The 12914-nt window shown below is 61.7% G+C and carries 10 protein-coding genes; 4 read left to right on the top strand and 6 right to left on the bottom strand.

Annotated features, from left to right (window positions below):
* The first annotated feature begins 138 nt into the window (after positions 1 to 138).
* The gene (locus tag V7M64_RS17795; protein ID WP_333680969.1) at positions 139 to 1569 is read left to right on the top strand and encodes a dihydrolipoyllysine-residue acetyltransferase; all 1431 of its coding nucleotides are present in this window, start codon (positions 139 to 141) and stop codon (positions 1567 to 1569) included.
* 19 nt (positions 1570 to 1588) lie between these two features.
* The gene (gene lpdA, locus V7M64_RS17790) at positions 1589 to 3406 is read left to right on the top strand and encodes a dihydrolipoyl dehydrogenase (protein WP_333680968.1); all 1818 of its coding nucleotides are present in this window, start codon (positions 1589 to 1591) and stop codon (positions 3404 to 3406) included.
* A 1086-nt stretch (positions 3407 to 4492) separates the two neighbouring features.
* On the opposite strand, the gene dinB is transcribed toward lpdA, so the two are convergent.
* From dinB to V7M64_RS17765, 5 genes are all read right to left on the bottom strand, one after another.
* On the bottom strand, positions 4493 to 5584 hold the full coding sequence (dinB, locus tag V7M64_RS17785; protein ID WP_333680967.1) for a DNA polymerase IV: 1092 nt from the start codon (positions 5582 to 5584) through the stop codon (positions 4493 to 4495).
* A 174-nt stretch (positions 5585 to 5758) separates the two neighbouring features.
* Positions 5759 to 6664: a hypothetical protein gene (locus V7M64_RS17780; protein WP_333680965.1), complete on the bottom strand. Its 906-nt coding sequence runs from the start codon at positions 6662 to 6664 to the stop codon at positions 5759 to 5761.
* 245 nt (positions 6665 to 6909) lie between these two features.
* Positions 6910 to 7251 (bottom strand): hypothetical protein, encoded by a 342-nt coding sequence (locus V7M64_RS17775; RefSeq protein ID WP_333680963.1) that lies wholly within the window; start codon positions 7249 to 7251, stop codon positions 6910 to 6912.
* Positions 7244 to 7744: a sigma-70 family RNA polymerase sigma factor gene (locus V7M64_RS17770; protein WP_333680961.1), complete on the bottom strand. Its 501-nt coding sequence runs from the start codon at positions 7742 to 7744 to the stop codon at positions 7244 to 7246. Before V7M64_RS17770 ends, V7M64_RS17775 begins: the two co-directional genes overlap by 8 nt.
* Before the next feature lie 12 nt (positions 7745 to 7756).
* Positions 7757 to 8518, bottom strand: coding sequence for a hypothetical protein (locus tag V7M64_RS17765; RefSeq protein WP_333680959.1), 762 nt, complete (start codon positions 8516 to 8518; stop codon positions 7757 to 7759).
* Between the two features lie 148 nt (positions 8519 to 8666).
* Here V7M64_RS17765 and V7M64_RS17760 point away from each other — a divergent pair, with 148 nt between their 5' ends.
* Together V7M64_RS17760 and V7M64_RS17755 are read left to right on the top strand one after the other, a co-directional pair.
* On the top strand, positions 8667 to 10001 hold the full coding sequence (locus tag V7M64_RS17760; protein ID WP_333680957.1) for an amino acid permease: 1335 nt from the start codon (positions 8667 to 8669) through the stop codon (positions 9999 to 10001).
* 81 nt (positions 10002 to 10082) lie between these two features.
* On the top strand, positions 10083 to 12212 hold the full coding sequence (locus V7M64_RS17755; protein ID WP_333680955.1) for a beta-galactosidase: 2130 nt from the start codon (positions 10083 to 10085) through the stop codon (positions 12210 to 12212).
* A gap of 144 nt (positions 12213 to 12356) precedes the next feature.
* Here the strand turns inward: V7M64_RS17755 and V7M64_RS17750 are convergent.
* Positions 12357 to 12914, bottom strand: a 558-nt coding sequence (locus V7M64_RS17750; RefSeq protein ID WP_333680953.1) for an adenosylhomocysteinase, incomplete at its 5' end; no start/stop codon positions are given.

Here is a 12914-nt window from a genome sequence, read left to right as displayed (position 1 = left end):
TGCGCCGCATACGTATGCGCATGGCCGGTTTAGGCGCATTCGGCATGTCCTGAATGGGTGCCGATTGCTATGATGAACGCCTTGTGGCCACCTCCGCCTTCCCCCTCGCGTGGCCGCTTCGTTTCCGCAGGAGAAATCATGGCCGATCTTAAAGAAGCCCGCGTCCCAGATATCGGCGGTCACAGCGATGTGCCCGTGATCGAGGTGATGGTCAAGCCCGGCGACACGGTAGAGAAAGACCAAAGCCTCATCACCCTGGAGTCGGACAAGGCCACGATGGAAGTGCCCGCGCCCTTCGCCGGCGTGGTCAAGGAACTGAAATTGAAGGTGGGCGACGAGGTGTCCGAAGGCGCCTTGATTGCCCTTATAGAAGCCGTCGGCCCAGCTGACTCCGCGTCCCCCTCTCCCTCTCGAGGAGAGGGCACGGGTGAGGGGCAAATCTCGCCACCAGCTCCAGCATCATCGCGCGCAAGCGCGTCCCCCTCAACCCAACCCTCCATCAAAGATGGGGGAGAGGGAGCGAAAGCGCCGCAAGTGAAAGAAGAACCTGCACCGGTCGGCGGCCGCAGCGTGCTGCCAGGCAATGCGCCCGAAGGCGATGTGGCACCGCAGGCCCGGCCGCCGTTCGACGCCAAACTGGTGATGCCGGGCGACGCCCCCTACGCCACGCCAGCCATCCGCGCCTTTGCGCGCGAGCTGGGTGTAGACATTCGCCAGGTGAAGGGCAGCGGCCGCAGCGGCCGTATCGTGCGCGAGGACGTCGCTTCCTACGTCAAGCATGCGCTGGCATCCGGTGCCCGCCCGGTGGAAGGCGGCAGCGTGGTGGCCGGCGGTGGTCTCAACCTGCTGCCGTGGCCGAAGGTCGACTTCGCCAAGTTCGGCGAAGTGGAAGAGAAGCCGCTCACCCGCATCCAGAAGATCTCGGGCCAGAACCTCGCCCGCAACTGGGCGATGATCCCGCACGTCACCCATCACGAAGACGCCGACATCACCGAGCTGGAAGCCTTCCGCAAGAAACTCGGCGAAGAAAACAAGGATCTGAAGATCACCCCGCTGGTGTTCCAGATCAAGGCGGTGGTCGCGGCGCTGAAGAAATTCCCGCAGTTCAACGCGTCGCTGGATGCGAGCGGCGAAAAGCTCATCCTCAAGAAGTACTTCCACATCGGCATTGCGGTGGACACGCCCGATGGCCTGGTGGTGCCGGTGATCCGCGACTGCGACAAGAAGGGCCTGCTCGATCTGGCGGCCGAACTCGGCGAGATCTCCAAGAAGGCGCGCGACAAGAAACTCGGCCCGGCCGACATGTCCGGCGGCTGCTTCTCGATTTCCTCGCTCGGCGGCATCGGCGGCACGGCGTTCACGCCGATCGTCAATGCGCCGGAAGTGGCGATCCTCGGTGTCACCAAGGCGCAGACCAAGCCGGTGTGGAACGGCAAGGAATTCGCCCCACGCCTGATCCTGCCGCTGTCGCTCAGCTACGACCACCGCGTGATCGACGGCGCCGTGGCCGCGCGCTTCGCGTCCTTCCTCGCCACCCAGCTCGGCGACATCCGCCGCCTGCTGCTCTGACGCGAGGAGAACATTGATCATGGCCAATACGATCGAACTGAAAGTCCCCGATATCGGCGGTCACGACAACGTGCCGGTGATCGAGGTGATGGTGAAAGCCGGCGACAGCGTGACGAAGGAACAAAGCCTGATCACGCTGGAATCGGACAAGGCGACGATGGAGATTCCTTCCAGCGCTTCGGGCGTCATCAAGGAGATGAAGCTGAAGGTGGGCGATGAGGTGTCTGAGGGCACCGTTATCGCCATCTTAGAAACCGTCGGCGAAGCCGACTCTGCGACCCCCTCTCCCCCCCGGGGAGAGGGCAGGGGTGAGGGGCAAGGCTCGCCGACATTTTCCGCAAGCCCCGCCCCCTCACCTCAATCCTCTCCCCGGGGGGGAGAGGAGGCGATGCTGCCGCAAGCGGCAGCATCGTCAGGAAGATCGGCAGACATCGAGTGCAAGTTGGTCGTGCTCGGCTCCGGTCCCGGCGGCTACACCGCCGCGTTCCGTGCCGCCGACCTGGGCGTCGACACCGTGCTGGTGGAACGCTATGCCACGCTCGGCGGCGTGTGCCTCAACGTCGGCTGCATTCCGTCCAAGGCGCTGCTGCATGCCGCGGCCGTCATCGACGAAGCCGAAGCCATGGCCGCGCACGGCGTGACGTTCGGCAAGCCCAAGCTCGAGCTCGACAAACTGCGCGGCTTCAAGAACAAAGTGGTCGGGCAGCTCACCGGTGGCCTCGCCGGCATGGCCAAGCAGCGCAAGGTGCGCACGGTGCAGGGCGTCGGCAGCTTCGTGTCGCCGAATGAAATGGAAATCGACACGGCCGAAGGCAAGAAACTGCTGCGCTTCGAGAACGCCATCATTGCTGCCGGTTCGCAGGCCGTGCGCCTGCCTGCGTTCCCGTGGGACGATGAGCGCATCATGGATTCCACTGGCGCGCTGGAACTCAAAGATGTTCCCGCCAAGCTGCTGGTGGTCGGCGGCGGCATCATCGGCCTGGAGATGGCCACGGTGTACGCCGCGCTCGGTAGCGAAGTGACCGTGGTCGAGTTCATGGATCAGCTCATCCCGGGTTCGGATGCCGACCTGATCAAGCCGCTCGCCAAGCGCCTGAACGGCAAGCTCAAGGGCGTGCATCTGAAGACCAAGGTGGTCGAAGCCAAAGCCACCAAGAAAGGCATCGAGGTCAGCTACGAAGGCGAGAGCATTCCGGCAACCACGGTGTTCGACCGCGTACTGGTCGCTGTGGGCCGCTCGGCCAACGGCAACAAGATCGGTGCCGACAAGGCTGGCGTAGCAGTCACTGAGCGCGGCTTCATCAACGTCGACACGCAGATGCGCACCAACGTGCCGCACATCTTCGCCATCGGCGACCTGGTCGGCCAACCGATGCTGGCGCACAAGGCCACGCACGAAGCGAAGGTAGCCGCGGAAGTTGTTGCCGGCCAGAAGAGCCACTTCGATGCGCGCGTGATTCCGTCGGTGGCCTATACCGATCCGGAAATCGCCTGGGTCGGCGTCACCGAGCGCGAGGCAAAGGAAAAGGGCCTGAAGATCGGCGTCGGCAAATTCCCATGGATGGCCAGCGGCCGCGCCATCGGCATCGACCGCACCGAAGGCTTCACCAAGCTGGTGTTCGACGAGGAAACCCATCGCGTGGTTGGCGGTGCCATCGTCGGCCCGCATGCGGGCGATCTCATTTCGGAAATCGCATTGGCGATCGAGATGGGCGCGGAAGCCGCGGATATCGGCCTCACCATACATCCGCATCCGACGTTGAGTGAATCGGTGGGCATGGCGGCCGAAGCTTACGAGGGCACCATTACCGACCTGTATATACCGAAGAAAAAGTAAGTTTCTTCATCACAAAAAAAGCCCGGAGTGATCCGGGCTTTTTTCTGTCGTAGGTTGGAGTGCAAACCCCAACATCGGGATGTCTGTGTGCAAGGAACTATTGGGGTTTGCACCCCCAACGTATGTGCTTCACGCAGAAAGCCCATGATCTGCTCTTCGGTAAAACGTTTCTTGACGTCCAATTTCCTTCGGTTGGGGAATTGGACTCCAAATCGCTGAGCTACTCAAAACTGAGCATGGGTAGCATGTTATTACCCTCATAAGCATTTGGGCTGTAGCTTAGAAGTCCCCTTAGTCGGAGACGGTCATGACTACTGCCGTTCAAAATTCCACAAATTATTTACCGGCTTCCAATGAGCTCCCATCGCACGTAACCGGAGCAAAGACCGATTCACAGGTTGACATACCGGTAAGCCCGGGGAGTGGTTTTCCCTCTGACAATTCTGGTAAAGAGGTTCTGGTGCGTGTAGCTCGCGCAATTGATAGTCTGGGAGGGGGGGCAGGGGTGCTTGAGTCGAATAAGCTACCGTCTCACCATCATCATTACAAACCTGAAGAAGTTCGCCCTGGAACGGACGATCACCATCCTAGTGAATTTTCCCCGACGGAGGGGGTCGGTTGGTTCACGAAATGAAACCCCTCGGTTCATCGGCTGAGCCTGAGAAGATGGAGCCATGATGGAGAAAAAAGCCCGGGCGATCCGGGCTTTTTTCTGTCGTAGGTTGGAGTGCAAACCCGGACATCGGGATGCGTGTGTGCAAGGAACTGTTGGGGTTTGCTCCCCAACCTACGTACTCTGCAAGCCAGCCAGTCTTGCCTCGACCTTCGCTGGAATGACAGCTCGCTCTGAAACAGTATCAGCGGACTTGGCTGTCGTAGTACTCCAGACAGTCTGTTCACCATGACGAAATTCCAGGTGCATACCGAAATTTTAGCGATTCATAGTGGCGATAGAGTGCCGCCTGTTCGGATGCAAGCGGGTAATAGCGCAGCCATAACTCATAACCGTCTTCGGCGCGCGAGGGCGCGATGCAAAAGACCATCGCCAACATCAAGGCGAGGGTTGCCATATGCGCAAGGAAGTACTTACGCCAAGCCCTCGAACAAGTCGCTTTGCGCCATGAAGCCGTCCTGATCCACGAAGCTGGACAAACCCACGCCGACCAGGCGATAGCGGCTCATCGCGACCTGTTCGACCCGTTCGCGTAGGGCGCAGGCCAGATCAGCCAGTTCGATGGCCGAACGCGGTCGCATGGAGGGAGTCAGGCTGCGGGTGAGCGTGTGAAAGTCGGAGGTCTTGAGCTTCAACACGATGGTGCGCGCAATGCGGCCACGTTGCCGCTCGCGCTCGTGCGCGGCCCAGGTTTTCTCGGCCAGGCGGCGGATATGCGGCTCCAGTTCGTCAAGTGTAAGGTCATGCTCGAAAGTATCTTCCGACGACACTTGCATGGTGAGTTGATTGGGCTGCACCGGGTGGTCGTCGAGGCCGAACGACAGTTCATGCAGGCGCCGGCCCCAGCGGCCGAAGCGCTGTTCAAGTTCCTCCGCTTGCAAGGCGCGCAGCTCGCCGACCGTGGCGATACCCAATGCGGTGAGCTTCGCTTCCATCACTTTGCCCACGCCGGGCAGGCGATTCACCGGCAGTGGCGCGAGAAACGATGTGACTTGATGCGGACGGACCACGAACAGGCCGTCCGGTTTGTTCCAGTCCGAGGCGATCTTGGCCAGGAATTTGTTTGGCGCCACGCCGGCCGAAGCGGTGAGTTGGGTTTCTTCGCGGATGGCCGCACGAATCGCTTCGGCGGTGGCCGTGGCGGAGGGCAGGCCGGTCTTGGTGGCGGTGACGTCGAGGTAGGCTTCGTCCAGCGACAGCGGTTCGATCAATTCGGTATACCGCGCGAAAATCCCCCGCACCTGCCGCGATACGGCCTTGTAGCGCACGAAATCCGGCGGTACGAAGATCGCCTGCGGGCAAAGCCGTTCGGCGCGTACCGCCGGCATCGCCGAACGCACGCCGAACTTGCGTGCCTCGTAACTCGCCGCACACACCACGGAGCGCGCGCCGCGCCAGGCCACCACCACCGGTTTGCCGCGCAGCGATGGATCGTCGCGCTGCTCCACGGATGCATAGAACGCATCCATGTCGACGTGAATGATCTTGCGTGACGCGTTGGACACGTGGCGTGCGAGTGATGGCGTTGATGGGATTCTAGTACGTGTGGCCTCCTGGTCTCCGCTTCCGGGGAAGCATCGGCTCGCCATGATGCGCTCCCTCCCCTGCGGTAGCAGGGGAGGGTTGGGGTGGGGTTGCTTGTGCTTCAGCGTGCAATACGTTGCGCCAGAAGCAGGGTTTCAGCCCAGCCTGCGTGTTTCGCGCGGCAACTCTTGCAGGCGCTCCAACAGCAACCGCGCAAACCGCTCCGCCGCATCCAGCCGCTCCGCCAGGAACAACGATGGCTCGATCACTTCCAGCTCCATCATCAGGAATTGCCCTTTCACCACCACACCATCCACACGTGCATAGATCGGCGCCTGATGATCCAGCGCAGCAACAGCCGTCAAGATTCTGCTGCCTGCCTGCACGATGGATTCGTCGGGTGTGGCTTGCGCCATGCTGCCGCCATGCTGTTCCTGCACGCGGTAGTCGCCTTCGGTGGGACGCTTGAGCACGGCATGGCTGTAGGTGCCGCCGAAGTAGATCAGAGACCATTCGCCATGGCTTGCGATCTCCGGCACGAATGGTTGCACGAGATAGTCCAGTTGCGGCGGCAACTTCGCCAAGGCTTGCTCAAAATCCGCCGCGCCTGCGGTGCCGCGCACGGTATGCCATGCACCGCCACTCACGGTCGGTTTGATCACCACGTCGTGGCCGTCCATCTGCGATAGCGCCGCATGCAGGAAAGCGCCTTGCGCCACCCGGGTGGGAATGATCGGAACGCCATGCCGCTCGAGGTCGAGCAGATAACGCTTGTCGCTGTTCCACCGCAGCATGTGCGTATCGTTGATAACGGTGACGACATGTCGATCCAGCGTATACGTCCAGGCGAGAAATGCCGCGTAATGCTCGAAGTAATCCCAAATGGTACGGATCAGCACGGCATCGAACGTCGTCCAATCCACGTCGGGATCGTTCCAGACGCATACGGTGGGTTGTATGCCGAGCCGTTCCAGCACGGCAAGGAGATAGGCGTCATCCGGATGAATGGATAAGAACTGCCGCGACGAAGCAATGGCGAGACGAAACTGCGGAGCAGGCATGAGGACACCTCCAAATCAATGGGGTGGGCGCCCTTGAACATTGTGGTCGGCAGGCCGAGCGTGGCGGATGGATGTCCGTCGCAGCACCCCTCGGGGCCGATGCGCCAGCGTAACGGGTCATGGCGCGTGACGGCGGGAGTATCCGGGACGGCGTTTTGGCCTGTCAACGTGCCTTATGGGGCGCTGAACTAATTAGAGTGTCCTTGGCTCATTGTGCTGTCTCCCCCGGTGGCGTTGGACTGGCGCTAGGGAGATTCCGTCTGCACCAGGTAGATGCGCACGTTGGCTTGTCCGCTGGGCAACTCCAGCGCGCTTCCGTTGTGGATGCGCACGTCGTTTTGGCCGGGTGTCATGGCTTGGTGGATGGCATCGCGCAATAGGGCCGAGCGCTGCCGTGTAGCCATTAGGCTGGGCATGCGCCAAATCGCCCATGTCGCCGCCAACGCGGCGCAACTGAGTGCAGCAATCCGGATGTAGTGGCGCCGGCGCCATGTGGATGGTTCGCGAGCGATCATCGCTCGTTGCAGGCGTTGCAGGCCGCCCGGCGGTGGCTCCAGTTCGTGCAGCAGGTGGCTCAATTCACGCATGAAAATGCCCTCCCAGCAATTCCTTCAGCCGCGCGAGTGCCAGGTGCTTGCGCGAGGCTACCGTGCCGGCCGGTACGCCCAGTACCTTGGCCATTTCAGCGCCGCGCATGCCGCTGAATTCCGAGAGCAACAGAACCTCGCGCCACGCGTGCGGCAATTTTCGCAATGCCTCGCGCACGCGGCGTTCGGCGAGGAAGTCCCCATTGTCGCTGCCGATATTCAACGCTTGCATGGCTTCTTCATCGATCGGTGCGTGTTTGCGTAACACACGCCAGCGCAGGCGGTTCTTCGCCAAATTGAGCGCGGTGGTCCAGACCAGGGCATCGAGCGTGTCTTCGCTCACGCCGGCTTGGCGCTCCCACACACGCATGAAAGTGTCGTGGATCAAATCCTGGCAATCCTCGCGTTGCCACAGTTGGCGAAAAAGCACGTTGTACAGCGGCTTTTCCAGCCGCTGATAACAGGCATACAACGCCTCCTTGCGCAGCGTCATGCGAAGGCTGGCTTAGTGTGAAGAATCGATGCGATCAGCGCGCACGACCAGCAAGCGCCAGCTTTTCTCGCAGGGAGCGGATGGAGTGGCGGATGTGTGACAACTGCCAGGAGCCTTGGCCAGCAAGGTGTATTGGCCCAGGCGCGTATCCAGGTGGGCCTGCACGCCCATCATGGCCTGGCCCAGCATGGTCATCGACACGCCGGTGGGCATGTTGTAACTCACATCCATGCTTACTACGTCACCTTGGATGGCGCCGACCTGGAAATCGAATTGCTCCATCGAGCCCTGGTTTTTCAGCGTGAGCGAACTGCTGTGGTTTTCCGATCCAGCAGCCGAAATGGCTTGCTCGAGATGAAAGCTCGATGGGCCCATCGTCTGGCGCAGGGCAGCAAGGCTCGGGCCGAGTGCCTTGAGTGCCGGATCGTCAGGCGCATCACCTGGCTCAGCGTTGATGATCCAGGCATGTAATTCCACGGGCGTAGCCTGCGCCTTGCCGGGTGAGGAATCGCGCAGGTCCGCAATCGCATCTTTGATGGATGCCTGCGTATCTGCCGGTGCATAGATCAACAACTTGCCCGGCCCTGCCATCGTGACACTGGCGTTTTTGTTCAAGACCCTGGCAAGTGCGCTGCTCAGCACGTTGGTCTGGGCCGGGGGTACGTCGTAAATCCTCAATGCCATGGTTGATGATGCCTGGCCGCCGTCGGACGAATGGCAAGCCGCCAGCATCGGCATCAGGGCGAACATGGTCAGCCGCGTTACGAACCGCATGGGATCTCCTTGTCGCGACCGGACGGCCGCCTTCACCCGTATATACACGTCAGCGCTGATTTTCTTCACAGGCGTCGGCTACCGGCCAGCGTCCCTAGGGCAAAGGTCACCGGACATCGGGTGCCGTCTCAGGGTAATGTCGCCACCTATGACTGACGACACCACCTCTTCTTCTTCCTACCTGCGCCGGCTCGGCATGTGGAGCGGCGCTGCCATCGTGGTTGGCGGCGTGATCGGCAGCGGTATTTTCCGCACGCCGGCCACCGTGGCCGAACGCACCGGCTCCGGCTTGCCCTTGCTTGCGCTGTGGGTGCTGGGTGGCTTGCTCACGCTGGCCGGCGTGCTGTGTTATGCCGAACTGGGCGCGCGGCGGCCGCAGGCCGGCGGTATCTATCTGTATTTGCGCGAGGCGTTCGGTGCGCTGCCGGCGTTCCTGTTCGGCTGGACCATGGCGCTGATCAACTACCCAGGCAGCGTGGCGGCGGTGGCGGTGACGTTCGCCGACTACGCCTGTCGCGCGGTGAGTCTGCCGGCAGTGTGGGTGAAGCCGGTGGCGGCAGGGGCGATCTTCTTTATCGTCGGCGTCAACCTGTTCGGCGTGCGTGCCGGCGCGTGGCTGGTGAACGTGTTTACGCTGTTGAAGCTGGCCGCGATCAGCATGCTGCTGGTGGTGGGCCTGGTGCTGGCGCATGGGCACTTTGACGGCATATTGGCGGTGGATACGACGGTGCACGTATCCACCGGCGCGTGGATCGGTGCGGTGTTGCCGGTGCTGTTCACCTATGGCGGTTTCCACTATCTGAACGATATGGCCGGCGAAGTGCGCGATCCGCAACGCACCTTGCCGCGCGCGCTCACCTTGGGCCTGGTCGGCGTGGTGGTGTGCTACGTGCTGGCGAACATCGCTTATCTCGTCGGCCTGGGCCATGCAGGGTTGGCGGCCAGCAAGGCGCCGGCCGCGGATTTGATGAGCAATATCTTCGGCTCGCGCGGCGCCACCATCATGGCGATCGGCATCGCCTGCTCCACCTTCGGCTACTGCAGCATCGCCATTGCCGGCGGTGCGCGCGTGCTGCAGACGATGGGCGCGGATGGCATGTTCTTCCGTTCGGTGGGGCAAATCGACGCACGCTGGCGCGCGCCGCAAGTCGCGTTGGCGGTGCTCGGCTTGTGGGCCATCGTGCTGATCATCACCGGCACGTTCGACTCACTGGTCAACTACACCACGGTGGGCGAGTGGCTGGGGCATGCTTTCGGGATCGCCACTCTGTTCTGGTATCGGCGCAAATTCGGTGCGCAGAGTTCGCCTTACCGCGTGCCGCTGTATCCCGTTTTGCCGTTCGTGTTCGTGGCGACGGTGTTGGGCGTGATTGCCGCGACGGTGATCAGCACGCCGCACGATGCCGGCATGAGCCTGGTGATCATCGTGCTGGGCGTGCCGGTGTATGCGTTGTGGCGCAGATGGAGTTCGCGGCGCGCGTAGGCCGGGATGTTCCAGCACCATGAAACCGTGAGCAACGCTGGGACTATCATCGCAACCTGCCTGTATCACGGACCCTTGCGGATGAAATCGATCGCTGCATGCACGATGTTGTTGGGTTTGCTGCCATGCGTCAGCACGGCGGCGGAGGTTGCCGATCTGGCGACCTCCGCCAGGCCTGGAAACATTCAGTTGCAACACGTGCAGCGTCTGGGCCAGATGGGGCATGACGCACACGGCACGCCGCTGCAGCGTTACGCATTTCAGCCGGGCAGTCAGCCGCAGATCGTCATCACACCCGCAACCGGCAGTTGGAATTGGAACGGGCAGGGTGCGCTGCAGATCGCATTGCAGAACGCCATGCCATGGGCGGTGACGCTTGACGTGACGATCGATGGCGCGGCGGGGCAACGCCTGCATGCCCAGGTCGGTTTGCCGGCCGGTCCGGCGCAGACGCTGGTGATTCCCCTGCACGCGACGTCGCCCCGCGCGTTCGGCATGCAAGTAGGGCCGCCGATGCCGTTCGACGATCATGGCCATGCCGTTTTCGTCGCTACGCTGGTGGAAGGGGCGATCGATCTTGCGCAGGTGCACGGCATTCGCCTCGGCATGCCGACGCCGCAAGCGGCGCAGCAGTTGTTGCTGGGCAGGCTGGAAACCAGCGTAGGCGATCGGGCCTTGCAGGATGCTTATCGCGGCATCGTCGATCAGTGGGGCCAGTACACGCGTAGCGATTGGCCGGAAAAGATCGACAGCGACGCTGCCTTGCGCAAGGCGCATGCCCAAGAGCAGCGGCGCTTGAAAACGCAATTGATCGAGCGCCATGGCTTGGATGCCTATGGCGGCCGTGACGATACCCCGCTGACGCGCACCGGTTGGTTTCACACGCAAAAAGCGAACGGCCGCTGGTGGCTGGTTACGCCGGACGGGCATGCGTTCTTTTCGCTGGGGCTCAATACGATAACGCCCGACGACACGCGCACGTATGTGCAAGGGCGCGAATCGATGTTTGTGGATCTACCGCCGGATCAATCGCCGTGGAGCGCATTTTATGGGGCCAGCGATACGCGCGATCCCGAACGTGCAGCGAGTGCGGGCCTTCCCAATCACGGACGCTGGTTCGATTTCTACGAAGGCAATCTCTACCGCGTGGATGGCGCCGGTTGGCTGGCTGCATGGCGCAAGCGCACGCTCGATCGTTTGCAAGCCTGGGGTTTCAATACCATCGGCAACTGGAGCGACAAGGTGCTGACCGAGCAGCATCGCTTGGCGTACACCTTGTCGATCGCCATCCGTGGCCAGTTCGGGAACGTTTCAAGTGGCTACGATTATTGGGGGCGCATGCCTGATCCTTTCGATCCGCGCTTTGCGGAAGCGGCCGATCGATCGATTGCCCAGGACACGGCCGCATCGCGCGATGATCCCTGGCTGCTCGGTTACTACGCCGACAACGAACTGGCATGGGCAGGGCAGGGGCCGCAAGGGCATTGGGGCCTGGCGATGGGCACCTTGCATGGCGACGCGCACAGCGCAGCCAAGCAGGCGTTTATCGCCATGCTCAAGCAGAAATACGGCGCAGCATCGACGCTGGCTTTCGCGTGGGGCATCACGCTTGCGGATTGGTCGGCGCTGGATGCGGTGAATTTTCCCGCGCCGGAGCCGAACGCCGCGCATCCGGCGATCGCGGAGGACTACAGCGCGTGGTTGCGCCGCTATGCCGATCAATACTTCAGCCTGGTCGCGGCGGCCATGCGTCACCATGATCCGCACCATCTTTTCCTGGGGGGCCGCTTTGCGGTGAATACACCCGAAGCGGTGGCGTCATGCGCCAAGTACTGCGATGTGATCAGCTTCAACGTGTATAGGGATCTGCCGCAACACGGTGTCGATCTCGATGCGATACACAAGCTCGACAAGCCGGTACTGATCACCGAGTTTCATTTCGGTTCGGGTGATCGTGGCCCGTTTGGCAAAGGAGTAGTGTCGGTGGGGAGCGAAGAGCAACGCGGCGTGGCTTATGCGCACTATGTGCAGGCGGCGGCGAGCGATCCGGCGATCGTGGGGACGCATTGGTTCGAGTACGTCGATGAGCCGGTGACGGGGCGGCTGCTTGATGGGGAGAACAGTCACACGGGGATGGTGGGCGTGACTGATATTCCGTTCGAGAGTTTTGTGGAGGCAGTGCGCAAGGTGAATCTTGGTTTGCACCATTGAGGCGCGTCACCTGATTCGCACGAAAAGCTTCAAAGGTTCCTTTCCGTCATTCCGCCCTTCGCCGAATGGTGAGATGAGGGTCTATCGCAAGATTCGACCCTCAGCCCAGCCCTCTCCCCAAAGAGGGGAGAGGGAGCAGAGCGATCAATACCGATAATGGTCCGGCTTATACGGCCCTTCCACCGGCACGCCGATGTACGCCGCTTGATCCGCCGTCAGCTTGGTCAGCTTCACGCCGATCTGTTCCAAGTGCAGGCGCGCCACTTCCTCATCCAGCTTCTTGGGCAGGCGATAGACGGTCTTCTCATACTTGTCTTTGTTCGCCCACAGGTCGAGCTGGGCCAACGTCTGGTTGCTGAAGCTGTTGGACATCACGAAAGCCGGGTGCCCGTGCGCGCAACCGAGGTTTACCAGACGGCCTTCGGCCAGCATGTAGATGCTGTGCTTCGTCTTGCCGAAGGTGTAGCGATCCACCTGCGGCTTGATGTTCTCGCGCGTCACATCCTTGGCCGCGTTCAGGCGATCCATCTGGATCTCGTTGTCGAAGTGGCCGATGTTGCACACCAGGGCGTTGTTCTTCATCGCCGCCATGTGTTCCAGCGTGATGATGTCCTTGTTGCCGGTGGTGGTGACGTAGATATCGGCGGTGCCGAGCGTGTCTTCCACGGTGGTGACCTGGAAGCCTTCCATCGCCGCCTGCAG

This window comes from Dyella sp., from assembly GCF_036746095.1.
Lineage (GTDB): Bacteria > Pseudomonadota > Gammaproteobacteria > Xanthomonadales > Rhodanobacteraceae > Dyella_B.
The sequence above is the reverse complement of the archived record's forward strand: the minus strand, read 5'-3'. Positions and strand labels throughout refer to the sequence as shown.